Below are 26,780 nucleotides of genomic sequence, written 5' to 3'. Positions count from 1 at the left end.
CTTAATATGTATAATTCGCAAGAACAAATGATCTTAGGTGGACTTGTCATTGTCTATTTCCTATTTCTATTTGGAGTTTCCCTTTATATCAATCAGCGAAGCATTAAAACCTATGATGATTATAATGTAGCTGGAAGATCCGTATCCATTTTCCCATTAATTCTGACATTCGTCGGCACAGCTGTCGGCGGGTCGACTTTGCTTGGGTATATGGAAAATGGCTATAGCTTTGGTATGGGCCAGCATTGGCTGAACTTCGGAACACTTTTCGCTGGTATCATTTTAATGTTTTTCTTTGTAAAAAAGATCCGTCAATATGGTGAAAAATATGACATGGTGACCATTGCCGATTTTACAACATTGCGCTTCGGTGAGGGTGCTCGCTTTCCAACAGTAATTAGTATTTTAATCGCCTACAGCGCAATAACAGGCATGCAATTTGTTGCCATCGCAACGATTTTGAATCTGACTATCGGAATGAGTATCACAACAGGCATTATCATCAGCTGGGTGATGCTGACGTTGAAAACGTATTTTGGCGGAATGAAATCCGTCATTTGGCAGGACGCTTTCCACGGTACAATTCAGACTATCGGTATTTTCACATTGTTTGTTGTTGTGATTATTGCATCCGGTGGATGGGGGAATATTACAGAAAATGCCCTTGCAATGAATGAAGGGGCCAACTTAAGTATTTTTAGTATTTCTTCCACTCAAGTTTTCGTCTATTTATTAACCATTGGTGCCTATCAGTTTGTCAGACAGGATCTGTGGCAACGCTTTTGGGCTGCCAAGGACATCAAAACAGCTTCAAGGGGATACTGGATTTCCATTATATTAGCATTTTTAACTGGATTCTTTGTCATTACAATCGGTGTAGCAGGCAAATACGGTTTACAGATGGGCGAAATAAACCCGACATTAAGTTATTATGAAATCATCGGAAATGTTTTCAATTTCCCAATGGTTGTCGTTATGATTATTGCTTTATTGGCTACAGTTATTTCAACAGCTGACTCATTTTTCATGGCAGGAGCTTCCTCCATTGTAAACGATATCATTAAACCGCGTCTTAAAAGCCAAGACGATAAAAAACTGTTGTTTTATAGCCGTGTTTCAGTCATGCTCGTCTCAATCTTTTCCATACTGCTGGCATTATATATTCCCCAGCTTGTCAACTTATGGGTTACAGGGACAGCAATGTTAGTCTCCTCTTTGCTGGCACCAGTTATTTTTGGACTATTTTGGAAAGGAACAACTAAAGCTGGCGGTACATGGGCAATGTGGATTGGGCTAATTATAGCTGTCGTTTGGCAAATGGCAGGACATCCATTTGGTATCCATCCCGTCTTTATAGGGTTGCCGATATCTACTGTGTTAGTTATTGTTATTTCTCTACTGACCAAGTCAAACGGAGTGAACGTACACCACGAAGAAGAGGCAATCTAGCTTTTCGGCTTAAATAACTGGTAAGAAAGGGTGCTTATGCCCTTTCTTACTTTTTTGGCAGTTCACGAGAATACTTTCTCAGGAGGCGAGCTGATTGAAAGCTATTCCCACGGTTAAGGATCGTTATATTTTTTTAATCGTTTCCTTTATTTTTTGGGTTTCACAATTTATCTACGTTCCTGTTTTGGCTCCGTACATTGAATCTTCTGGAGGGAAATACACCTTTGTCGGTTTGGTATTGGGCAGCTATGGAATCATGCAATTAGTATTCCGAATGCCTATCGGGATCTTTTCTGATCTTATTAAAAAGAGAAAGCCGCTAGTGATTGCAGGAATGGTGATTTGCGCGTTAAGTTGCTTTGTTTTTGCTATTACAGATCATTTAGCTTGGATATTAGCTGCGAGGTCAATGGCCGGTTTAGCTGCCGCAACATGGGTAATTTTCACAGTCCTTTATGCTGGTTATTTTTCCGACAAACATATCCATCGTGCAATGGGAATGATTTCATTCATCATCGTTTTAGCTCAATTTTCAGGCATGTTTCTCAGTGGCTATCTAGTGGATCACTGGGGATGGAAAACCCCCTTTTGGACTGGGGCAATCATATGTACAGTTGGAGTCGGGCTTTCCTTTTTTATTAATGATTCTCAAGAAAGCCTTAATAGTCAGCCTTTAAAATTGAAAGATTTATTATCTGTTATCACGGATTCCACTTTATTGAAAGTTTCAATACTTTCGATCGTCGCTCACGGGATTCTCTTCACCACCATGTTCGGTTTCACACCTGCATATGCTTTAAAAATTGGATTTCAGACTCATGAAATTAGTATGGTTGTCATTGCATTTATGATCCCCCATGCTATCTCGGCAATACTGAGCGGAAAATTATTTGTTCCTATTTTGGGTCAATGGAGAACTTTGCAATTTGCTTTTAGTTTAGTCGCTTGTTTTACTTTTCTCACACCCTTTGTGACAAACAAGCTGCCATTTTATCTTTTGCAAGGTCTCAATGGTTTCTCATTAGGTATTTTATACCCTGTTTTATTGGCATTCGCCATTGAAAAAATCCCCTCACAAAAAAGAGCCACTGCTATGGGAGTATACCAAGCACTATACGCACTGGGCATGTTTGTCGGCCCCTTTTTGGGAGGAATATTAAATTCATATATAGGAATCAGCGGGGCGTTTTATTTATCAGGCATATCTGGAGCCATCGCAATGATTTTATCCTTTTTATGGGGAACCAAAGAACAAAATAAATTACCCTCAAAAGCGCAGCCCAAGTGATGCTCTCGGGTTAGCGCTTTTCGTCTATCAGGCCATTGGACTACATGGACGCCCACTTCTATAAGCCCCACATATCGTCTCCTTCCTCCCCTTTGTTTTTAACTTCGATAATTATTTACTTCAAACTGATAACTGAATCCGGCTGAAATCATTGTATTTATATGGGTTTCGATCAGACCGCATACAAGATCAAATGCGCCTTGGCGTATTTGCGCCCAGATTTTATCGAGCTTCGCTCGATAAATTTCCTCTGAAAATCTGTGGCATCCGCCGGAGGCTTTGACTTTATTCAGCCGGGGTTTGCCCCCCCCCAATGAATGGAATACCAATAAGATTCATCTCACCACTTACAGAAGTGGGAGATTTCTGCTGAATGAAGTTAGATAAACTTCCACTATTCATATTCGCATAAAATTATGCAACAATAAGCAAATCGGATTTTTAAAACGAGATACTGCTTCTCATAAAAGTTGAGAGTTTTCATAGTGTTTCCTCGATGTTTCCCAAATAAAAAAACATGGCATATTTTTTGCAATGATAAATTAGACTGTAAAGTTTTACAACATGAGAGGTGTAAAAATGAAAGCGGATATTATCATTCAAAGCGATTCTGTTTTTACAGGTCTAAAGGATCACCCTGAGCCATTGACCATCGTAATCAAAGACAATAAAATCATTGACGTTGATACACATGATGCGTTGGAAAAATATGTTGGAGAGGAAACCCGCATCGTTAACGCGAAAGACAAGCTGGTCATACCTGGATTTTTCGATTCCCACATCCACGTCATGGCCGGCAGTCTTTTTAACCATTACGCCGTTCCTTTAAGCGAAGCTGTTTCAGCAGAAGATGCTGCGGAGAAGGTGAAAGCGTATGCAGATAAACACCCCGATGCAGAGTGGATTATTGGGACTGGCTGGGATTCCACAGCCTGGGACGACAAGGATTTCCCCGACCGCTACCTGCTTGATCAATATCTTCCCGATCGTCCAGTATTTCTCATTCAAGCAGAAGGTCACTATGGATGGGTCAATTCAAAAGCGATTGAAATTGCAGGTATTACAAAGGATACCGCCAATCCGGACTATGGGATCATCTATAAGGATGAAGACGGAGAGCCTACAGGAATCCTCATTGAATCCGCCATGTCCCTTGTCGGAAAATACGCCTATGATTTTTCCAATGAACAAAGAAGAGAAATGCTCCAGTTGTTCTTGGATCACGCAACAAGCCTCGGCGTGACTTCAGTGAATGACCTTTATATGAGTCGTGCCCATGAACAATTGGAAGGGTATTCTGTTTACAAGGAGTTTGATGAGAAGGATCAATTGACCGTAAGAATCCATTTGTATCCGCCATTAAATGGCAATCTGGAAAAAGCCAAAGAATTCAAAGAGACTTTCACATCTCCTAGACTGAAAATGTCCGGGCTAAAACAATTCATTGATGGGGTTGTAACCGGGTACACGGCTTATATGCTGGATCCGTATAAAGATAAGCCTGAAACAAACGGAGAAACTGGCTTTTCAAAAGAACAGCTCCAAGAATGGGTGACGGCAGCGGATAAAGAAGGTTACCAAATCAAGTTCCATACAATTGGTGATGGAGCTGTAAGACTAGGTCTTGATTTATATGAAAGCGCCCAGAATGAAAACGGAAAGCGTGATTCTCGCCATACGCTTGAACATATCGAAGTCATTTCTCCCGACGATATTCCAAGATTTAAGGAATTAGGAGTCATGCCTTCTGTCCAGCCTTATCATATGGCGTTAATGCCAAGGGAAAGTCATACAGAGCGTGTAACTGAGGAAAAATTTCCTTATCTATATCCCAATGCGACTTTCTTTAATGAAGGTAATATCATGCCTTACAGCAGTGACTATCCGATCATTCCATTGAATCCAATGCTTGGCCTCTATCACGCGGTCACCCGAAAGGACTATACATTGGAAGAAACTTGGAATGAGCAGGAGAAAATTTCACTTGCACAGGCACTAAGAGCTTACACATACGGCTCAGCCTACAGTGTATTCCGCGAAAACGAAATCGGAACACTAGAAAAAGGAAAACTAGCAGATGTCGTAGTTCTCGATAGAAACTTATTCAGTGTTCCAGAGAAGGAAATTTTAGACGCCAAAGTCGAGTTGACAATCGTTGATGGTCAAGTCGTTTATGAACAATCGTCTGAAACCGTATCCTCATAAGAGCTGGAGTCCCTGTTGAGGACTCCCCTCGTTCATCAAATAGTATTTGCTTACAGCTTTTTTAAAAAGGAGGATTTGCATGCAACAAGAAAAAATGAACCGCTCGCTTACCCTGATACCGGTTGTCCTTTTCGGTTTTTCCTTTATGGCTCTTGCAACCGTATTCAGCACTTATGGTGTAGCGGCTGAAATATCTCACGGGATGGTTTCGGGATCTTATTTGCTGGCATTGATTGTCATGCTCTTTACAGCCTACAGCTATGGGCAAATGGCTAAAGCTGTACCATCAGCAGGTTCCGCATACGCTTATACACAAAAATCCATCAGTCCATACGTCGGTTTTATGGTTGGCTGGGCTGTATTGATGGATTATCTCTTTATTCCAATGGTCAACTACTTGCTGTTTGGAATCTTTTTCTCAGCAGCCTTTCCAGCTGTACCAAGCTATGTCTGGATTTTGGGAATGCTTTTACTCGTTACGATTGTCAATGTCAAGGGAATCAAGCTTGCTACCGTGGCAAACGCTTTTATCAGTCTTTTCTCTTTATTATTTATACTCATTTTTATCGGGTTGTCCGCCAAAGATATATTAGGAGGAGCGGGTACAGGTACAATTTTTAATCTCGAACCATTTTACAACCCTGAAGAGTCTTTCTCGTACGTTGTTGCAGGAGCGGCTCTCCTCTGTTTCTCTTTTCTTGGATTTGATTCGGCCACAGCTTTTGCAGAGGAAACAATCAATCCGAAGAAGACGATCCCAAGAGCTGTTATTATCATTACCCTTGTAGGCGGCGCTATCTTCATGACCGTTTCATATTTTGCCCATAATGTGTGGCCCGACTATACAACATTTACAAATGCTGACGCAGCTTCTCATGAAATCATTACATCTGTAGGTGGAAAAACTTTAGCATCCATGTTCCTGGCAGTATATTTCGTCACTGTTTTCGGATCTGCCATGTCTTCCCAGGCAAGCGCATCACGTGTATTGTTTGCGATGGGACGTGACGGCCAGCTTCCAAAATTTTTCGGAAAGCTTCATTATAAATACCAGACACCAATTAACAATATTCTTTTAATCAGCGTGGTATCTTTGCTTTCTCTCTTTTTAAGCCTGACGCTTGTTGCTTCATTCATCAACTTTGGGGCTTTCATCGCCTTTATCAGCGTCAACATAGCCGTTATCGCCTATTATTTCATCCGGAAGAAAGAACGGTCTTTCAAAGGGACCATCTTATATTTAATCCTGCCAAGTATCGGTGCAATACTTGACCTATGGCTGCTCCTTAATCTGGACATCCATTCAAAGGTTTTAGGCAGCATTTGGTTCGCCCTTGGTCTCATTTATCTCTTCTTCTTGACCAAAGGATTTAAACAGCGGCCTCCAGAGCTTCACCTGGGTGCTGCAGAATCATCGTAGAACCGCTTAAGTTAGGAAGTAGAATTTTTGCGATAACGGAAGTTTTCGCAAACTATCGGGATTATTCTGCCCCTGTCATGAGCAAAACACCGTTTTTTAAGAAATTTTTAGGGAATTTAGAGGATTTTTAGAAAAAAAGAGTGAATTCCCCTTTCTTTTACCAAAGTAAAGGGCTATAATATATAATTGTGCAGAGCACTTTCATAGTAACAACTTTGAAAAGGAGCGATTCTAATGAGCAACGAAACATTGAGACAAGAATTGGTTGAATTGGACAAGAAGTATTTCATTCACCCAACATCTTCATTACAAGACCAACAGGCAAACGGACCAGCTATTATTTTTGATAAAGCTGAGGGCGTTCATTGCTATGACATTAATGGTAAAAAATACCTTGAAGGTATGTCTTCCTTATGGAACGTAAATATTGGATATGGAAGAAAAGAACTTGCTGAAGTAGCAAAAGAGCAACTTGAAAAATGCGCTTACTCTAATAGCTTTTCTGGTTTCAGTAATGAACCTGCTATTCGTCTCGCTGCTAAAATTGCTGAAATGACACCTGGCGACCTAAATGGTGTATTCTTCACTTCTGGTGGTTCTGAATCAAACGATTCAGCATACAAGCTTGTACGCCACTACTGGAAAGTAAAAGGCAAACCTGAAAAAACTAAAATTGTTGCTCGTAAAAGAGCTTATCACGGAGTAGCTTCCGGATCTACAAGTGCTACAGGAATCGAATCATTCCATGATTTCACAACTTCTTTGGCACCAGGATTCATTCACGTTGACCCTGATTCTCCAGAAGCTTTCAGACAACTAATTAAAGAAGAAGGCGCAGACACAATTGCAGCATTCTTGACTGAACCAATTCAAGGTGCCGGTGGAGTTAACTTCCCTAAAGAAGGCTACCTCAAAGAAATCCGCCAAATCTGTGACGAGAATGACATCCTTTTCATCGCTGACGAAGTAATCTGCGGATTCGGCCGTACAGGAAAAATGTTCGCTGTTGAACACTATGACATTGTTCCTGACGTGTTGCTTCTTGCAAAAGGTATTTCCAGCGGATATGTACAATTGGGTGCAGTCGTATTGCGCGAGAAACTTCACAAAGAGTTGATCGAACTTTCTAGCGGCGTGTTAATGCACGGATTTACTTACAGCGGACATCCAACTGCATGTGCAGTAGGCTTGAAAAACATCGAAATCATGGAAAATGAAAACATGGTTGAGAACTCCCAAAAAATGGGTGACCTTCTTGCAAGCAAACTAGAAGAGCTTCAAAAAGAAACTGACATCGTTGGTGAAGTTCGTCACCTTGGCCTTCTTGGTGCAATCGAGCTTGTTAAAGACCAAGAAACTGGCGAGCGCTTTGCTGAAAAAATCTCTACTAAAGTTGTATTGGCAGCTAGAGAGCGCGGACTAATCCTACGTAACGTTGTTTACTGGGAAAAAGACTCTATCGTTTACGCTCCTCCACTCTGCATGACTGAAGAAGATGTAAACGAATTTGCAAGCATCTTCAAAGAAGCTGTATTAGAAGCTCAAAAATCACTTTAATTATATAAAAAGAAGCGATCCGAGCGGATCGCTTCTTTTTATTTTAAAGATCTTTTGCTGCATAACATTTTTGCAGTAATCTACGCCTTTTTTGTTTTTCCTTACTTGGATAGTATTTTGCTTTTTCGGATAGTATCTCGGCCAAACTGGGCAGTATTTTATCGATTCTGGACAGTATTCTGCTTTTTTCGATAGTATCCTCTCTTGCTCGGATAGTATCCCCACTTACCCAGACATCATTTCGGTTCAATTGGACAGTTCGGGTTTTTTCGCAAACCCCGACTAATTTACTTTAAGGACTTCCCCTTCCTACAATCTATAATCACACTTTTTCAGCGGACAAATTGAAGGAGAGCTGCCCACGCAGGGCAGCTCTCCATTTCTATTGTGTAACACTTCAGCGCCCATTCTCTTGACGCCACAGTCGATTTTCTGTTGCAGCTGAAGAACTTATCTCTCAGAATCGTCTTGTGCTTTGCGGACTTAGGGCGCTTTTACAATTATTACTTCCAATACTCTAAAGTACGCTTTCTCATCGCTTCCCTATTTTGCTCTGTTGTTTTTGGCAGGTATTCACCTGATTGCTGATCAATAATGATTCCATAGCGACGAATGAGGTCAAGTAGATCAACTTCCCCATTACGGAATTTTTCCATGACAGCTTCAGGAGCTTCTTCAAGCCATTTTTGACGGTTCAAACGGATCAACTCACGAGCGTTCTCTGTTGCTTCCTCATCAATTTCAAAAAGGTCGATTTCACGGTCAATCTCTTTGATGACGACTCCGTAATCCTTTTCTGCACGTTCAATGGATACATATTCGTCAATAACGTCTTCAAGTACAGCTTTTGGGTCTCTTTCAAGCGGATCGCCGAGCCCGCCTCCCCCTGCAGATGGACGTGTGAAGTAATCACCTTTACCAACTTTTACATTGGAGAAAATTGTTCCAAGGAATTCTGATTCTTGTCCGCTTCTTTGAAGTTCAACGCCATGTGGTGTAGAAGGAAGCCCTCCAAAAATTCCCCATGTAACAGAACGAGATCTATCGCAGCAGTAAGACATAACAGCGTCATGAGCCTCTGTAAGGATTCCGCCCTTTTCGACTCCGCAGCCGCCGCGGAATTGACCAGGACCGCCAGAGTCAGTAACAATCTCATGTTTTGTCGTAACAACTGGAGAAAGTCGCTCCTGTCCCTCACAAGGCTGAATGCTGAGACCTACTCCGAATACTGGAGAAGTTGCGTTAGCACCATCTTTTATGCTGCGGCCTCCATGTCCGCCCGCCATCCAGTCGTACCACATGAAGTAGCTATCATAGCCTTCCCGCTTGTCGTCTCCCCCAATAAGAAGGTACTCCAAGTTGAAGGAACAAGCTAAAGCGCGTTCCGGCATGATGTTTGACCACAATTCGAAGCAGGCATTCATAATCTTTTCATAAGCTCCTGAACAGAAACCTGTCACAGCTACTGGCCATGGAGCGTTTACTACCGAGTTTTCCGGAAGTTCCACATGTACAGCCCTGTAAAAACCGGAGTTCAGTGGAATGTCAGGGAAGAACGTTTTTGTTCCCGCATAGGCTGCAGACAACGATGAACCGAAAGCAGAGTTCAAGAAGCAGCCAATATACTCGTGAGAGCCAGACAGATCATAAAAGATCTCATCGTCTTTAATCGTCATTTTCACTTTGATTGGGATCAGACCGTCTCCTATTTCAGGATCCATATCAATAAAGTCTGTCGTTTCCCATACGCCGTCAGGAAGTTCCTTTACTCTTGCACGCGCGAGGCGTTCCACATAGTTTTGTACTTCTTCAAACGCGGTTAATACTGTATCAAGTCCATACTTTTCAATAAAAGTAATTAGTTGTCTTTCGCCTGTTTTGGTCGCTTCCGCCTGCGAGCGAAGGTCCCCTAATCGCTCTTCAGGAACACGCATGTTAGCGACAAGCACGTTAGCGACATCTTCCAAGTACTCCCCTTTGCTCCAAATCCGAAGCGGCGGAATCCGCATACCTTCTCCATAATGTGTTTTAGCATTGACATCAAAGGAACCAGGAGTAGATCCTCCCATATCGGCCCAGTGGCCGTTTACCTGCATGAATGAAATCAATTCTCCATTGTAAAATACAGGACGGATAATCCGCGTATCGTTAAAGTGTGTTCCTCCACGGTACGGGTCATTTACAATAAAAACATCTCCAGGATGAATATCATCACCGAAATCTTCAATGACTGCTTTTGCTGTCAAATGAAGCGTTCCTACGTGAACGGAAATATCCTGCGTCCCCTGCATAATCGTATTTCCTTTGGCATCACATAGCGCTGAGCTGAAATCACGATTATAAATTACGAATGAATAACATGTACGCAATACTTGCTCAGACATTTGGTCAACAAGATTCACAAATCCGTTTTTTAAGACTTCAAATGTTACCGGATCGAGTTTTGTATCGACATTAAACATCATATCTCCCCTTTTTTCACAGCTTTATTATCAAATGCACCTTGGCGTATTTACGCCCAGATTTTATCGAGCTTCACTCGATAAACCTCCTATGCAAATCTATGGCATCCGCCGGAGGCTTTGACTTTATTCAGCCGGGGTTTGAACTCCCACTGAATGGAATACTAATATACATTCATCCCACCACTTACAGAAGTGGGAGATTTCCGCGAATGAAGTTAAATAACCCTTGCTCTATTAAATACGGCTCATGATGATATTGCGGTATTCATCAATTTTGACTGAATAGTCAGGCGGTACAACAATTGTTGAGTCAAGCTGTTCGATAACAGCCGGTCCATTGAATTCTGACAATACAGGGATTTTCGTGCGGTCATAGATTTTTGAATCAACTAATCCTCCAGCCTCTTCAAAGTACACACGACGTGTTTCTTTGACAGCTTCTTCCAAGGTGCCTTGAGGCTCTTCTTTTGTAAATACCGGCTTATTGACTGCACCAATCGCTTCTACGCGCATGCCATAAATTTCAATTCCTTTGTCCCTGTCGGCAAATGCGAACTCGCGTTCATGCTCAAGATGGAATCTTTCAATCGCCTCATCCAAAGACGTGATTGGACGGTCAATTGTGACAGATAATGTTCTCCATTGCCCGACATAGCGCATATCAATGTAGCGAATCAAGTGCATTTGTTCCGCTTCAATACCTTCTTCAACCAACAGCTCAGTCGCTTCTATTTCCATTTCAATGAATTCAGCTTCCAGTTCTTCTTTCGTTACCTCAGCGGCATTTGCAAAATATGTTTGAGTAATGTCATGACGGACGTCAACAAGCAGACAACCCATCGCTGCAGCAACCCCCGGGTGGGCTGGAACGATCACTGTCGGTATCTCCATTTCCCTTGCAAGATCTGCTCCGTGAAGTGCACCTGCTCCACCAAATGCAACTAGTGCAAAATCACGAGGATCATAGCCGCGTCGTACAGAAATCAAGTTGAGCGCATCGCACATGTTTGCATTAGCCACTTGAATCATTGCGTTCGCAGCACCGTAGACGTTGTACCCCAACGGTTCAGCCACTCGTTCTTCAATTGCTTTTTGAGACAAATCCTTATCCAGTTCCATTTGTCCGTCAATCAGCTTCGTATTCAAACGTCCGAGCACAAGGTTCGCATCCGTGTTTGTCGGCTCAGTTCCTCCTTGACCGTAGCATGCTGGTCCAGGAACCGCTCCTGCGCTATGAGGACCATTGCGTAAAGAACCCCCGTCATCAATCCAGGAAATACTTCCTCCACCTGCACCAATCGTTAAAATTTCGATGCTTGGGAAACCGATCGGATAACCGTACTCGATATACCAGTCTTTTGTAATCCGCAGTTCATTGTCATACATAAGGGAAATGTCTGTACTTGTCCCACCCATGTCAAGGCCGATGGCATTTTTAAACCCGCACATATTGGCGATATGCTTGCTTGCGATCGCACCAGCGGCAATTCCAGAGCTAGCAAGTCGAGCCGCATATTTAGGAACCGTTTGGGAAGTCATAACGCCGCCTCCAGAATGGAGAACGATAATGTCGCCATCATATCCAAGATCTTTCATGTTCTCTTCCAAAGTATTAATATACTTGCTGATAGTCGGTCCAAGTACAGCGTTTACAATCGTCGTACTCATACGCTCATGCTCAAAAATTTCTGGAAGTGTATCCGAAGAAGTACAAATATATGCTTCAGGAAGCTCTGCTTGCAAAATTTCTTTTGTCTTTTTCTCATTTTCTGCATTTACATAAGCATTCATAAAGCAGATGGCAACCGCTTCTACATCCCGTCTTTTTAAAATTCTGGCAAGCTCGCGGATTTCTTCTTCATTCACTTCTTTCAGCATTTCACCATCAAATCCAACCCGCTCATCAAGCTCAAAACGGTCTCTTCTCTTGATATATGGCTCTGCCACATCGTTGTATGCATCCCATAGATCAAGCTTTGTTCCACGGCGGATTTCCGGTACATCACGGAATCCTTTTGTAGTTACAAGGGCAGCTTTTGGAAGCTTGCGCTCAATCAACGCGTTCGTTCCAACTGTTGTTCCATGCGAGAACATTTTTATTTTATCGCCAGTCAATTCGGCCTTTAAAATACCGTTTAATATCCCTTTTTCAGGATTTGACGGCGTGGAAGAAGTTTTCGTTACGTACATTTCTCCAGTATTTTCATCAAAAACAAACACATCTGTGAAAGTTCCACCAACATCAACTGCAACATGGTAGCCTGTTTTTGTCATTTTACTCATATTTTCGCCTCCATTATTAATCAATGATCATTTCTGAAAATCACTCTTCAATAGATTTCTCTCCCCTCTTGAGGGCATCACCACCTTTAAGTTCTTTTATTCTCAGATGCTTGCTTGTACTTTTTCTATCAGTCTTTCTTTCTCCCGTCTGATCGAAATAGCCTGATCTACTGTGATAGCCTGAAATTTAACTTTTGTCATCGGTCTCATTTGAGACAATTTACTAATATCCGGCCAGATGACTGTTCCAATTGTTACGAAGCCACCGCCGCCAGTACCATCATTCAATAAAATGATAATCTCTTCCTCATTCGGCACGATGACAGCGCCGATGGGATAGGGGATATCAACAATATTTCCTGGCGTTCCTCCAGAGCCAAATGGCAAATCAATTTCTGAGTAACTGATGTGGCCGCCTTTTGCCCTGCACGCAGTCCGATTCGATTGTGGTTGGATGACCCAGTGGCTGTTTAAAAAGGATACAAGCCCCTCATCGCGGATTAAGTCACAGGTAATGCCTAAAACAACATGTGCTGTTTCCGTTTTTCCAAACTCCGGAATAGCTTCACGGATTAGTTCTTTTCCTATATGCTGAGCAGCTCCGGGCAGCGGTTCGGAAAGTGGGATCTTATCTCCCGCCAGCAATAGTCTTCCAGTGATTCCAGGAAAAACACTAGCAAGACAAGTCGACTTGCTTCCCAGCACTTCTGGAACATCAAATCCTCCAGACACACACAAATAGCTGAATAATCCTTTTTGGATGTGACCAATTTCCAGTACATCCCCTTTTTGAACTTCAAATACTGTCCACATTGGCTGCTCATCGCCATTTAAAAGTACTTGTACCGGAGCCCCTGTAATAATCGCAGTTGTTTTTTTATTAAATTCGATCGTCGTCCCCTTGACCATCATTTCAAGAGCCGCAACATGGCGCGGATTGCCTAAAAGCAGGTTCCCGAACATGAAGGAGAATTTATCTGCAGCCCCAGCTGGCGGGACTCCCTGATGAAAGTACCCTGTCCTTCCCATATCTTGGATTGTTGTACGAATACCTGGTTGAATCAACTCTATCATCGGTCAAACTCCTCTTTCAGTTGTTCTATATACTCTACTCCCAGCTCATCATATTTCGCAGCGGAAAAGGAGACAGGCTTCATTTTATATTCATACGTTCCGTTGATGACCTCTTCTCGAATATTTTGATATTCCGCTTTTGAAACAGGCCTGTATTTCCATAAGTCTCCAGGCTTGGCGAGAACAAAGCTTTCCCTGAACGGAGCAAGCCTTTGATAGACATCGTACACAGGTACGGCGGACCTGCCAATCAACTGATAGCTTCCCGGAGAGTCAGATGGATAGACGACTGAAAATACTCCTCCCAACCCAACTGCTCTTTCAGGTGTGAAAGGTCTGGGACTTTTATATTTGGGGACCTCGATCATTTCATCCTTTGAAACTGTTAAAGGAAAGCACCAAGCAGTTCCTGGCTTAAAGCCGATCGCTGTCACCAAATAAAGAGGATCGGAGTGACGCTTGATGACTTCTTCCTTACTTTTAAAGCCACCTAGCTTCATGACATAATCAAAATTTGATTCCTCACTCTCCCCATGATGCTGGGAATACTGAAGAGAAACCTTTCTAGTTTCCACATCATCATATAAAATGGGGATTTCAATGATTTTAGCATCTACTTTTAAACTTTCTTGTTCGTTCTTCATCCTATCTACATCACGCAAATAATCTAGTAAATGATGCGGTGAAATGATATTCGGATCATATCTTACAAGATAGGAAGTATTATTCGGATAAATTTCAGTGATGCCGGGAATATTGCGTTTGCTTAATTCTTTTGTAATGGAAAGGGCCTTTAAAGTACTTTCAATCTTCATTTCCCGGGAAATTTCGGCAAAAATATACTCATCTCCACAAAAGTTGAACTTTGTCTCAGAAAAGAAAATCATGAGCCGCACCTCCCGGTACTTGATCACCATTAAACCTTTTCATCCGCCTGCTGACAGTCGATATGCTGACTTCAAGTGCTTTTGCCGCATCCGTAGCTGTACCATATTTTTCTACAGCCAGCTCGATTAGCTGCTTTTCCGTCTCTTCGACTGCTTTTTTCAATGGAATGATGCCTTTGATTGTCAGAAAGCCCTGTTCATTGGAGTCTGTTTCCCACAGCACGCGGTAAACATCCTTTTCAGAGATTTCTTCCCCTTTGGAAACGACAATCAATCTTTCAATAACATTCCGGAGTTCTCTAATGTTTCCTGGCCACTGGTAGCTCTCTAGAAGATTTAAAGCATTCGTCGAGATTTTCTTTTCCCGCCCATTTTGCTCATTCAATTCTTCCAAAAAATTTACAGCCAAAGGAGAGACATCTTCCTTTCTATTTCTTAGTGCAGGTATTTGGATTGGAACAACATGAAGACGATAATACAAATCCTCACGAAACTCCTTTTTCTGAACCATTTGACGCAAATTCTTATTTGATGCTGCTAGAACCCTTACATTAATTTTTATTGGAACTGTCGAGCCGACACGTATAACCTCCCTCTCCTGCAATACGCGCAGTAGCTTCACTTGCATGGAATAGGGGAGTTCAGAAACTTCGTCTAAAAAAACCGTCCCTTCATGGCCTTGCTCAAAAAGCCCAACTCTTTTAGATTCAGCGCCTGTAAAGGCTCCCTTCTCATGGCCGAATAATTCGCTTTCAATCAAATGTTCAGGAATCGCCCCACAATTAATGGCCACAAACGAACCAGACGACCGATTGCTCAATTGATGAATTCTTCGTGCAATGACTTCTTTCCCTACTCCCGATTCGCCTGAAATCAAGACAGTAGAATCAAGTGGTGCAACCGATTTCACCTCTTCCATAAGAGCAGCCATCTCAGAGGAGCGATAAATGACAGGTTCACTGTGAAACTCAGCAGCACCCTCTGACTTAATGAAAGATTTTTCCTCCGAAGAAATATCCTTGGATAGAACAATGACTCTTTTAATCTTGCCATCTTCCATCACAGGAGTAGCTGTCGAAAGGACTGTGCCGTTTTTCCCCTTCTGCGTCAACATGACCCGGCTGTTCTTTTCAATGCAGGCAGAAATGATATCGGGAGTGAAAATACCTCTTTTTTCTAAATACGCTGCACTTTCCCCTATCAACTCGCTCTGGTCAATATCCCCCCAAAAACTACTAAAATAGGCCCCTGCAACTTTAGTGATGATTCCATTAGAATTCGCGACCAAAATTTGCTCATTGGACAGCGAATAAATCGTCTGGAGATCTTCATTCATCTCCCTAACAAAATCAATTTCATGCACCGCTTCTTCCAGTTGATCCTTTAGATAGAAGTTGTGAATGATGCCGATAATTTTACCGCTTTCATAGATAGGAGAAAATTGTCCGGAAATGGCTTTGAAATTAAACGTATTTTCTACCCCAAACCATTTTTGGCCTTCCAACACTTCATCAAAGGATGTATCCATCCGAATCAACTTTCGATAATCGCGCCCTTGGATGACCGACCTCTTCATCCCTAGGATCTGTTCCGCTTTTTCATTCATGAAAATGACATGGAAAGATGCATCCATTGTGACGATGCCCATTTCGGCATTGTTCAGTGCATCGTTGAAGTTTTTCAATTGAACTTCGCTTAAGTAGCGATTTAAATGATCCATGATCATATAGCCGGTTGGCCGATTGACAACATCGGCGCCTATGACCAAATAGCAATTATGAATGTGCTTAGCGGCAGCCTCTTCCCGAACGAACAAAAAGTCCTTTTCCGGTTTGATTTTGCAGGCAGGCCCCCCTCTTTCTTCCATCATCTGGTTTAGTAGAGACAAAGGAGTCACATAACCAATAATCTCTTCATCCTCTAAAACAAAACCAATTTCTGCTTCTTCTTCTTTCAGAAGTGCAAAAACATGTTGAACCGTCATACCAGAATTAACGAAAAGCCTGATAGGCTGCAGTACACCTTTCCAATCCCAGTGCATGTATGTTCCTCCGATTCTTCGCATTCTTTTAAAAGTGACGGCATGCTTTATATCTTTTCAATATTGCAAGATGCATGCCAATTCATCAGAATCATCTTTTTTTCGACAAAGACAACGTTTTCAATAGTTTCAAAGATGATTGATATATTATTTATTTTGCATTATTGCAAAACGGTTTTCAATAGTGAAAATTAAAGTTTACGTTCTGGAAACCCTCAATTAGGTCTATTTAGTCATTTAAGTATCGTGCAAATGTCTATTTTATTTTGATTGCAAAAAGGAAAAGGGTTATACAAATCAAAGAACCCTCTATTACACATAAAGCGAATAGAGGATTCTTGATAAAAATCACATTGAAATTTGTGGTTTAATCTGCCCGCTGTCATCCTTACGTTGTTTTTGGATAAACCAAATACCCAATAGGATAGCTGCGCCAACAAAGTCGCTGATTGTTTCTGGGAAGATCATCATGAGTCCGCCAGCAAAAAGGGCAAGTCTCTCCCATATAAATGAATTCCGAGCGTAAAATCCGACGACTGCACTGCTGATGCCCGCCATGCCGATCAGCGAAGTAACGATGGCAAATATAAGTGCCAAAGGGGTTACATCCACCAAAACCAAAATTGGATTGTAAATAAAAATGTACGGAACGATAAAAGCTGCTATGGCAAGCTTTACCGCAATGACACCTGTTTTGAATGGGTTGGCCCTCGCAATGCCCGCACCCGCATAAGCAGCCAAGCAGACTGGAGGAGTGATGTCCGCTACAATTCCGAAGTAGAATACAAACATGTGGACCGCAATCGGCGCCAAACCGAACTCATTGATAAGAGCTGGTGCCGCGACCGTTGCCGTAACAACATAATTCGCCGTTGTTGGAAGCCCCATTCCAAGGATGATGCAAGCAATCATTGTAAAGAAAAGAGCCAAAATTAAATGCCCGCTTGATAGAGCGATGATTCCCGAAGCAAATTTGGCGCCAAGTCCCGTCATACTGACAACCCCGGCAATGATTCCTGCAGTTGCTACAGCTGCAATAACCGGCAGCGCTACCCTGGCACCCTGTTCAAGCACTTCAAAGATTTTCCGAATGGAAAGCCTTGTATCTTTCCTGACCAAGCTTACGATAAAAACTGCTCCAATCCCTAAAAGCGCTGCCCTTTGTGGGGTAAATCCCGAGAGGATCGTACCGATCATGACAACAACCGGTAAAAGCATAAAACCGTTTTTTATCATTAAATCTTTGAATACTGGGAGCTGTGATTTCGGCAAACCAAAAATCTTTAATCTTTTCGCTTCGAAATGGGTTCCAATAAAAATGCCTGTAAAGTACAGAACAGCCGGAATCATAGCAGCAAGCATGATCGTGGAATAGGGTACACCAAGGTATTCCATCATGATAAAGGCGGCAGCTCCCATAATTGGCGGCATAATCTGTCCGCCCGTTGATGCTGAAGCCTCTGTTGCCCCTGCAAACTCGGGGGTAAACCCTGATTTTTTCATCATGGGGATTGTAAAAGATCCAGAAGCTACCGTATTCCCGACAGAACTTCCGGAAACCATACCTTGGAGAGCACTGGCAACAACAGCCGTCTTTGCTGTCCCTCCCGTAAAACGTCCCGTCAGCGAAAATGCCAAATCATTGAAAAACTGGCCGATTTTCGTGTGGACAAGCATAACACCAAAAAACAGAAAGAGAAAAATAAATTTGGCCGAGATTTGGACAGGTGTTCCAAAAACACCACTCTCCTGATACCAAAGATTTGGGGCAATCCTGTCCACCGAGAATCCGGGATGCGACAAGATGGTTGTCGGAATGTGCTTTCCGAAAATGGCGTATAAAATAGTGATGCTCGCCACAACAACAATAGGTACCCCTACCGTTCTGCGAGTCGCTTCCAAAACGAGGAGAATCCCTATAATGGATATAATAATATCAATCGTACTATATCCAGAGATCCTGCTTTTTAAAATTGAGTCAAAGAAGAAGATTTTATGGTAAGTGACGTACATGGCAGTGAACGCCAACACGACATCATACCAAGGAACTTTCTTTTGTACCTTGTGCATTCCTTTTTTAGCAGGAAAAAGTAAATAGATAATTCCAAGAGCTGTGCCCAAATGGATCGCACCCTGTTTTTGGGAAGGCAGTGTTCCAAAATAACCAGTGTATAGATGGAACACCGTCAAAGAAACTCCTAGAAGCGTAACAATCCATGCCCATTTACCAATTGAAGCCCTGAACTGATTCTCCCTATCATATTTCTCAAGTATTTCCTGGGCATCCAGATGTTCTTTCTCTTTCATAAAGACACCTCACTCCAAGTTTATTGCGAAAAACGCTAACAGCTTTTTTTCATCAGCCTTTCCAAAGTGAAAAAAGGGATGACGGTATGTACAATCATCCCTTTTCCATCGCTTTTTTTGTGATAAGGTATGTCAGGTTCTACCATCGGTTCGATGATACAAGCCCGATTGCTATCGCAGTATTAGAACTCCCTCGTCACATTCGTCTTGTGCTTGCGCCTACGACTGGCGCCTTTCTTTATTTTAGATCCTCCAAGCTCTTGATTCCTGTTTTTTCACGCGTGACAATCTGGACGACTTCAGGATAAATATGACCGATGAAAGCAGCATTCTCTACTTTTGCCCCTTCAAAGTCCCCCTTACCTTCAATAGCAGACAGTGCCGGTACGTGGACAGTCATGCCTAAATCCATGTTGCCATCACGGATACTCGCAAGGTTTTCAATGGAAGCACCTGTTTCTGTGTTCGTTACGTTAACACCATCGATATGTTTATTCCAAATATTAGCCATTTCTCCCCCAAGCGGATAATAAGTTCCACCCTGGCTTCCCGTACCGAGAATCAACTCACTCTTTCTATCTTTCTTATCAGCCTTAAGTTCAGCCACAGGATTATCAATTGTCAATCCTTGTTCTTCATAATATTTCTTAGCACCTGGATGGATAGGAAGCCCTTCCGCCCCATTCAATGCATTTTCAAGCGTCATCTGTTTTGCCTGATCATGCGTATTTTCACTCGCATTTTCCACCATGATTTTGGCAAGCTCGTATCCAAGTTCTTCATCAATCGTATCCGTGCTCCCCATTAAAACAGCATAAGCAGTTACTGTCTCGACATCTGCATCAAGAAAATCATACGTGTCTTTCGGAATAGTGTGTCGCTTGTATCCGCTTTTCTCCTCAATATGCTTGATTGCCTCATCAGAAAGCCCAAGCATTTTAACATCGCCGGCTGAAGCTTGCAGGCTTTCGATGCTTCCGGCTGGTAAACCAAGGATTCCTATTGATACTTCAATATTCCCATCCTGGACTCCATCAGCCGCATCTCCAAAGGCTTCCTGATAGGCCTCATAATCTCCTTCTTCAATACCGTAAGCTTCCATAATCAGTTTTGAAACAGAATTCGTTTCACTGGCAGGCGGCCCGATTGCTACTTTCTTTTTGCTTCCTCCGCCTCCACCTCCGCTTGATCCACTGCTGCACGCTGCAAGCAATGCGGATATCATGAATAGTACTGCAATAAACGAAATTCTTTTTTTAGTAAACATCCATTTTCCCCTTTCATACAAATTTATATATTTCTGCTAACATTGACACCGCTTTCATTCATTTATGTATAAAATACGAAAATACATTATCTGGGAGACATATCGCTGACATCTTTCAGTATATCAAAATTATATTCACACTTCAATACAATATTCTGAAAGTTGAATTATATTTTAGTGGTTCAGTTTTAGATATAAAAGAGGAGGACAGCAAGTGCTGACTTTTCTAAATCGACACATCCTGTGACTCTGGCAACGCTAGCCCCTCCGCCAGAAACCGGGCAATAGAAAAACTTTATCAAATGCGCCTTGGCGTATTTGCGCCCAGATTTTATCAAGCTCCGCTCGATAAATTCCTCTGAAAATCTGTGGCATCAGCCGGAGGCTTTAACTTTATTCAGCCGGGGTTTGAACCTCCACTGAATGGAATGCCAATATGCATTCATCTCACCACTTACAGAAGTGGGAGACTTCTGCTAAATGAAGTTAAAAGTAATCGATTCATTTTCCAAAAAAACAGGCGATCAAAAGATACGCTCTTTCAAACCGCCTGCAACTAGAATATATTATTAATAAATGCAAATATTAACAGATATTTAAAAAGGGACTACCAGCTCCCTCCTCTTTATCAATCAATGAAACTCTTAATTTCCACTTTTCAGCGTAAATCCTTATAGAACTCCCGATTTTCCGCCATCGATGTTAATGGACGTTCCCGTCACATATGAAGCAGCATCTGAAATTAGAAATACAATAACTTTTGCAGCCTCTTTGGTGTCTCCTATCCTCCCAAGAGGGATTTGGTGGCGCGGGTCTCTTTCATACTGTTCCCATGTAAGTTCAGGGGCTTCTCGTCTCCACCTTTTTTCTATCTGCTCACTTCTAATTAAGCCGATACATACAGTGTTTACCCTAACGTTATCTGGCCCAAGGTCTTTACTCATGGCTTTCGTAAGCGCCATGCCTGCAGCCCGGCTCACGCTGGTCGGCAAAGAAGAAGCAGGTGGAGTTTTCGCAATAGAGGCTGTTACATTAACGATGGATCCCCCTGTTTCTTTCAAATATGGGACAGCACTTCGGGAGCAGTGAATTGCACCAAATAGTTTTAAGTCAAGGTCATACTGCCATAACTCAGGTTCCACCTTTTCAAACGGTACTGCTGAGGAGGTACCAGCATTATTCACCAAAATATCTAATTTCCCAAAATGCTCGACTGTTTTATCCACTATCCGCTTGCAATCTTCTACAATAGTTACATCAGCTTGAATTGGTAAAACTTCGGCTCCAGTCTCCTTTGCAATACGTTTTGCTGCAGCCTCTAAGCCTTCTATATTTCTTGCACAAATAGTGACTCTCGCACCTTCAGAAGCTAATTGCATAGCAGTTTCTAGTCCGATTCCTTTACTTGCCCCCGTAATTAAGGCGACTTTTCCCTTTAATCCCAGATCCATTCACTAAAAACTCCTTCCCATTTTTTGTTAACAATAAAGATCGGTTCTTCCACAGTAGGAAGAACCGATCAGTTTTTAAAAACGTAAGCGCAATATCGTGATTATGTTTGCGTACCGCCGAAAACCTTTCCAACCCCGTGTATTTTTTCAATGATCAATATAAGAATTACTGAGATGAAAATAACTACACTGGAAACGGAAGCTACTATTGGATTATATGCATCTTGCATGTGTGAAAAGATTTCGATTGGCAAAGTCCGCATATCAGACGATACCATGAACAAAGATACGGTTACGTTATCAAATGATGTAAGGAATGCAAACAATCCTCCTGAAATAATCGCGGGACGAATGAGCGGCAATGTAATTCTCCAGAATACAGTTACTGGATTCGCCCCCAAAATTGCCGCAGCACGTTCGAGATTGTATTCGAATCCACTTAAACCCGTAAGTACAAGCCTGATGACATAAGGGATACAAATAATGATATGGGAAATCAAAAACCCTGTCGGTGTACCTGCCAGCATCATCGGGGTAAAGTAAATAAGTAATGCTATCCCAAGTACGAGCTGGGGTACACTTAACGGTGCGGTCAGAAGTGCTGTAATATAAGCCTTTCCAGGTATCTCATACTTAGCAATAGCAAGAGCACCGAGCGTACCGAACAGAACGGAAAAAAAGGCAGCCAACAAGGCGAACTGGAAACTGTTTACCATCGCTTCAATAAACTCCGGCCGTTCCAAAAGCTTTGTATACCATTGGAATGAAAATCCCTCTGGTGGAAAGCTTGGATAATTTGCGCTTGTAAAGGAAGCAGGTATAACAACAATCAGCGGTATCAGTATATAAATAATCGCCAAAACGGCCACGCCTGTGCGAAGTTTTCCGAGCATCCCCATCACCGGAACACCTCCCTGAACTTACTGAGTTCAAAACCACGTGAAAATAATGTAACTATAATAAGGGTCGTTGCCAAAAGCACGTAAGATATCGCAGAACCGAACGTCCAACGAAGCAAGTTATTAATCTGGTCATATGCAACTACCGGCATAACAGGCACGTTTGCGCCACCCATTAGAGCAGGAGTTACATATGCACTCATGGACAAGCTGAATACAAGCACGCAGCCCGACACGATGCCTGGAAGGCTTAGCGGCAGATTGATGGAAAAAAAGCGGCGAAGCGGACTTGCTCCAAGGATAGAGCCCGCCTTGTCCAATGAAGGATCAATATTATAAAGGCTTGTCGCAATCGCTAAAACCATAAAGGGCAAATATGCATTAGAGAGTCCAATAACAACCCCCAGCTCTGAAAACAGGAGTTTGAGCGGAGCATCAATAATTCCTAATGCCATCAATGCTTCATTGATTGTTCCATTGGGCAATAATAGAAGGTACCAGCCGAAGTTCCGGACCACTATACTGACCAGTAACGGTGAGATTACTAGCAAAGCGATGAACCCGCGGACCCGCGGAGAGCTTTTCGCCATCATCAATGCAACAGGATAACCAAGGAGTAAGCATACTAGAACCGAGTACAAGCTTACTTTTACCGTTATCCATAGCGATGACAAATAGTAACTATCCGTAAAGAATTGCACATAGTTTTGCAGACTGAAAGCCGCACCTGCACCGCCTATATCATCTGTTGTGATAAAACTCAAATAAAGAATATACAACATAGGTACGACAAAAAATCCAAAAATGAATAAAAGAATCGGCAATAGGAGGAGAACCCCTGGAGTCCAGCTCTTCCGTTTTTTACGTTTAGCCGTTTTTAGTTGTTTGACCGGTCCTTGCATTACTTCTTCAGTAACATCATATTTGCGGGACTCCATCCGACATACACCTCGTTTCCTGTCTGTCTCGTAGCATCAAAAGCAGGAGTAAGGATCTGCAATGGCTTCCCATGGAGCAACACATCCACTTCCCAAGTTGTACCCAGATAGTTGATCTGAGTAATTGTTGCTTTATGAAAATCCAAGGATGATTGTGAAGAATCTGGAGCTGTAGCAATTTTCATCTTTTCTGGACGAATATACAGCTTTACCTCATCTCCTGGTTTGCAGTCCTTGTCAGTACCCATGATATTCCCAACATCTACATGAGTAATATCATCGCCCACCTTCACAGAGATTTTCCGACCGTCTATTGAGGCGACCTTGCCATCAAAGCTGTTCGATTTCCCAATGAATTGGAATACAAATTCTGTTTCAGGGTGGTTATAAATCGCTGTTGGGGAACTGATTTGCTCAATTCTTCCTGCATTCATGACTACCACTCTGTCTGACATTGAGAGAGCTTCTTCCTGATCATGCGTAACAAAAATTGTCGTAACTCCGATTTCCTTCTGGAGGCGTTTAATTTCAGCACGTAGTTCATGGCGCAACTTGGCATCCAGATTGGAAAGAGGCTCATCGAGGAGAAGCAGTTCAGGTTCTACTACAAGTGCGCGAGCAATGGCTACACGCTGGCGCTGCCCCCCGGATAACTCCCGGGGATACCTATTTTCAAGGCCAGCCATTTTCACAAGTTCAAGAGCTCGCGAAATTTTCTTTTGCTTGTCCGACTTTGCAACCTTGCGCAGCTTCAATCCAAAGTCAAGATTTTCATAAACAGTCATATGCGGGAATAATGAATATGTTTGAAACACCATCCCTAAATCACGTTTATATGGTGGTACATTAGTCACTTTGTTCCCTTTAATATATACATCACCTTCATCCGCATCCAGAAAGCCGGCGATAAGATTTAAGGTAGTTGATTTTCCGCAGCCGGAAGGCCCAAGCAGCGTAAGCAATTCTCCTTTTTTCACTTCCAGATTAATACCATCTAGTACAGTATTGGATCCAAATCGCTTTATAGCACCTTTAATCTCTACGTCATTTATAGTTTGCATTGGTTGAGGCTCCCTTCTTACGATGTTTATTTAAGCAGCTTCCCGAGTTGAGGAGTTACTTCTTTTGACCATCTGTCAGTCCATTCACCACGAATTTCGGCAAACTTGGCAAAATCAGGCTTAAAAGTTTTATCTGTTTCTTTAAGTCCAATAGATTCCTCATATTTTTCAGGAATTTTCATGCCATCAACAACCGGATAAAACCCTTTGTCAGAAATTAGTTCTTGCGATTCCTCACTGATTAAATAGTTAATAAAGTCAATTGCCTCTTTCTCACGAGGTGTGTTTTTTACAAGAGAGGCACTGAAAGCTTGAAGGGGCACACCTTCTTTTGGTACTGTCATTTTGATAGGAACTCCGGATAGGGCAAGTTCTCCAATTGCATAACTTCCCATTACCGTTACATCAGCTGCGCCCTGCTGGATTGCCGGCATCATTTGAGTGGAGTTTTTATAGAAAGTGCTGGAATATCCAGCAAGCTCCTTTGCTTTCTCCAATCCAGGTTCCATGTTATCCGTGCTGCCTCCATTTGCGATTGCCAACGCATTGAGGGTATTAAATCCCCAGTCATTGTTAATGTCAGAAAATGCAGTTTTACCTTTATATTCAGGACGTATCAAATCATTCCATGATTCAATTTGTTTAATTCCATTTTTTTCAAAAGATTCTGTATTATATGCTGGAGCGATGACTAGTCCAAAGACCGGAGCGGCAACTTTGTCTACAGCAATAAAATCGGGATTAATATTTTTCATATTAGGTACGTTTGACTCATCCACCGTTTCAGTCAATCCTTTATCACTTGCTCGTTGAACATCAACTGGTACATAGATAGCAATGTCAATTTGAGGAGCATTTTTTTGTAATTCTACTTTGGATAAAATCTCTCCTGAAAGTCCTGCTACATAATTGATTTTAATACCAGTTTCTTTTTCATATTTTGGTGCAATGACATCCCGTACAGTTCGTTCTATAACTCCACCATTTCCTGCTACGGTTAATTCTTTAGCTCCGCCATTATCTGATTTCTTTCCTTCACCGGGCTTTTGCGGAGTAGGTGCGGAAGCACAGCCCGCAAGAGCTGTTAACATTAAAACAATAAATACAGTAAAAATCCTTCTCATATTTATTTACCTCCTTGATTAATTTTCATTGTTAGGAATTTGTCTTTTCTGAAAAAACTTTTTTGCTCCTGGATGAAAGTCGATGGGTATTTCCATTTTCGCTTCTGTCCCAATAATATCTTGGGCAGCCGGGTGTATTTTTTGAAGTTCAGACAAATGCTTATACAAGGTATTTACAAGTTGATACGCTTCTTTTTCCGGAAAATCTTTATGTGTCAATAGAACATTTTTTACAGAGACCGTTTGTATACCTTCATTCACGCCTTCATATATGTCCGGCTCTATAACATTTTCTGAATAATTACCATGCTCTTTATTAAGTTTCGACACGATTTCCTCAGGAACAGGTATAAGTGTTATTGGCATCTGTGAAGCTAGGGATGCAATCTCCGGATTTGGTAAGCCAGAGGAAAAAAAAGCAGCATCAATTGTGCCATTCCTTAGTGCATCAGCCGATTGCGTAAATGTGAGGAAATGTTTCTCAACTTTATTGTCGTCCAAGCCAAATGCTGAAAGGATCCGCTCTGCAGCCAATTTTGTTCCGCTCTTATCCGGTCCTACACCGATCCGCTTGCCTTCAAGATCTTTAAATGAACTGATACCGCTGTGTTCTAGGGTAACTATTTGAATATAATTAGAATAAAGTTCGGTAAGCACCCTAATATTGGGAATAGAATCATCTTCTGCCATTTCACTGAACACATCTACAGTAGCAAAGCCAAGATCTGCCTTTTTCTTGCTTACCAGATCTACATTTTGGAAAGAAGCATTTGTAACTTGTGCGGCCCAAGCAACACCATCGTATTTTTCATACATGGCAGCGATTGCCTGTCCAAGCGAAAAATAGACACCTGACATATCTCCTGTAGCTATGATTAGTACGTCCATATCCTGTTTAGATTTATGTTCCGATTGGGGATGTGCTACAGCAGGAGAAGGAATTTCCTGCTTCCCATTCACAGCTGTGCATCCTGCTAATATCAGGAATATAAACAGGATTCCTGTGAAGAGTCGTCGTTTTTCCATTGTAAATCTCCTTCCTTGAAAATATATATTGCAACTTC

At 42.1% G+C, this 26,780-nt stretch carries 19 protein-coding genes; 5 read left to right on the top strand and 14 right to left on the bottom strand.

What is annotated here, in order from left to right; all coding sequences use genetic code 11:
- Positions 1–6 precede the first annotated feature (6 nt).
- Both D5F11_RS22275 and D5F11_RS22270 read left to right on the top strand, forming a co-directional pair.
- Positions 7–1,449, top strand: coding sequence for a sodium:solute symporter family protein (locus tag D5F11_RS22275; protein ID WP_120118510.1), 1,443 nt, complete (start codon positions 7–9; stop codon positions 1,447–1,449).
- A gap of 94 nt (positions 1,450–1,543) precedes the next feature.
- Positions 1,544–2,737, top strand: coding sequence for an MFS transporter (locus tag D5F11_RS22270; RefSeq protein ID WP_120118511.1), 1,194 nt, complete (start codon positions 1,544–1,546; stop codon positions 2,735–2,737).
- Between the two features lie 98 nt (positions 2,738–2,835).
- Here the strand turns inward: D5F11_RS22270 and D5F11_RS22265 are convergent, their stop codons facing one another.
- Complete coding sequence (locus D5F11_RS22265; protein WP_120118512.1) at positions 2,836–3,066, bottom strand: hypothetical protein; 231 nt, start codon at positions 3,064–3,066, stop codon at positions 2,836–2,838.
- 250 nt (positions 3,067–3,316) lie between these two features.
- Here D5F11_RS22265 and D5F11_RS22260 point away from each other — a divergent pair, with 250 nt between their 5' ends.
- From D5F11_RS22260 to D5F11_RS22250, 3 genes are all read left to right on the top strand, one after another.
- Positions 3,317–4,942 carry an amidohydrolase gene (locus D5F11_RS22260; RefSeq protein WP_120118513.1) on the top strand — a complete coding sequence of 542 codons (1,626 nt, stop codon included), beginning with the start codon at positions 3,317–3,319 and terminating at the stop codon, positions 4,940–4,942.
- Between the two features lie 79 nt (positions 4,943–5,021).
- Positions 5,022–6,362, top strand: a complete 1,341-nt coding sequence (locus tag D5F11_RS22255; protein WP_120118514.1) for an APC family permease — start codon at positions 5,022–5,024, stop codon at positions 6,360–6,362.
- Positions 6,363–6,596: 234 nt separating this feature from the next.
- Entirely contained in the window at positions 6,597–7,919 is a 1,323-nt protein-coding gene (locus D5F11_RS22250; RefSeq protein ID WP_120118515.1) for an aminotransferase family protein, read from the top strand.
- A gap of 503 nt (positions 7,920–8,422) precedes the next feature.
- Here D5F11_RS22250 and D5F11_RS22245 read toward each other — a convergent pair.
- From D5F11_RS22245 to D5F11_RS22185, 13 genes are all read right to left on the bottom strand, one after another.
- On the bottom strand, positions 8,423–10,381 hold the full coding sequence (locus D5F11_RS22245) for a hydantoinase B/oxoprolinase family protein (protein WP_120118516.1): 1,959 nt from the start codon (positions 10,379–10,381) through the stop codon (positions 8,423–8,425).
- A 237-nt stretch (positions 10,382–10,618) separates the two neighbouring features.
- Complete coding sequence (locus tag D5F11_RS22240) at positions 10,619–12,667, bottom strand: hydantoinase/oxoprolinase family protein (RefSeq protein ID WP_120118517.1); 2,049 nt, start codon at positions 12,665–12,667, stop codon at positions 10,619–10,621.
- 102 nt (positions 12,668–12,769) lie between these two features.
- A complete protein-coding gene (locus D5F11_RS22235) occupies positions 12,770–13,741 on the bottom strand; it encodes a 5-oxoprolinase subunit C family protein (RefSeq protein ID WP_120118518.1) in 972 nt (323 codons plus the stop codon).
- A complete protein-coding gene (locus D5F11_RS22230; RefSeq protein ID WP_120118519.1) occupies positions 13,738–14,628 on the bottom strand; it encodes a 5-oxoprolinase subunit B family protein in 891 nt (296 codons plus the stop codon). The genes D5F11_RS22235 and D5F11_RS22230 overlap by 4 nt, the downstream gene beginning before the upstream one ends.
- Complete coding sequence (locus D5F11_RS22225; protein WP_185830857.1) at positions 14,612–16,669, bottom strand: sigma 54-interacting transcriptional regulator; 2,058 nt, start codon at positions 16,667–16,669, stop codon at positions 14,612–14,614. Before D5F11_RS22225 ends, D5F11_RS22230 begins: the two co-directional genes overlap by 17 nt.
- Positions 16,670–17,017: 348 nt before the next feature.
- Positions 17,018–18,976, bottom strand: a complete 1,959-nt coding sequence (locus D5F11_RS22220; RefSeq protein WP_120118521.1) for a TRAP transporter permease — start codon at positions 18,974–18,976, stop codon at positions 17,018–17,020.
- Positions 18,977–19,214: 238 nt separating this feature from the next.
- Positions 19,215–20,243 carry a TAXI family TRAP transporter solute-binding subunit gene (locus tag D5F11_RS22215; RefSeq protein ID WP_120118522.1) on the bottom strand — a complete coding sequence of 343 codons (1,029 nt, stop codon included), beginning with the start codon at positions 20,241–20,243 and terminating at the stop codon, positions 19,215–19,217.
- A gap of 671 nt (positions 20,244–20,914) precedes the next feature.
- Positions 20,915–21,694: an SDR family NAD(P)-dependent oxidoreductase gene (locus D5F11_RS22210; RefSeq protein WP_120118523.1), complete on the bottom strand. Its 780-nt coding sequence runs from the start codon at positions 21,692–21,694 to the stop codon at positions 20,915–20,917.
- A 101-nt stretch (positions 21,695–21,795) separates the two neighbouring features.
- Positions 21,796–22,593 carry an ABC transporter permease gene (locus D5F11_RS22205; RefSeq protein ID WP_120118524.1) on the bottom strand — a complete coding sequence of 266 codons (798 nt, stop codon included), beginning with the start codon at positions 22,591–22,593 and terminating at the stop codon, positions 21,796–21,798.
- On the bottom strand, positions 22,593–23,531 hold the full coding sequence (locus tag D5F11_RS22200) for an ABC transporter permease (protein WP_120118525.1): 939 nt from the start codon (positions 23,529–23,531) through the stop codon (positions 22,593–22,595). The genes D5F11_RS22205 and D5F11_RS22200 overlap by 1 nt, the downstream gene beginning before the upstream one ends.
- On the bottom strand, positions 23,495–24,592 hold the full coding sequence (locus tag D5F11_RS22195) for an ABC transporter ATP-binding protein (protein ID WP_120118526.1): 1,098 nt from the start codon (positions 24,590–24,592) through the stop codon (positions 23,495–23,497). Before D5F11_RS22195 ends, D5F11_RS22200 begins: the two co-directional genes overlap by 37 nt.
- A gap of 26 nt (positions 24,593–24,618) precedes the next feature.
- Positions 24,619–25,716: an ABC transporter substrate-binding protein gene (locus D5F11_RS22190; protein ID WP_120118527.1), complete on the bottom strand. Its 1,098-nt coding sequence runs from the start codon at positions 25,714–25,716 to the stop codon at positions 24,619–24,621.
- Positions 25,717–25,734: 18 nt separating this feature from the next.
- Positions 25,735–26,742: a TAXI family TRAP transporter solute-binding subunit gene (locus D5F11_RS22185; protein ID WP_120118528.1), complete on the bottom strand. Its 1,008-nt coding sequence runs from the start codon at positions 26,740–26,742 to the stop codon at positions 25,735–25,737.
- Positions 26,743–26,780: the final 38 nt, after the last annotated feature.

Source organism: Siminovitchia terrae (assembly GCF_003605405.2).
In the GTDB taxonomy this organism is placed as follows: Bacteria; Bacillota; Bacilli; order Bacillales; family Bacillaceae_C; genus Siminovitchia; species Siminovitchia terrae.
Note: the sequence above shows the minus strand (reverse complement) of the source record. Positions and strands in the feature narration are given on the sequence as shown.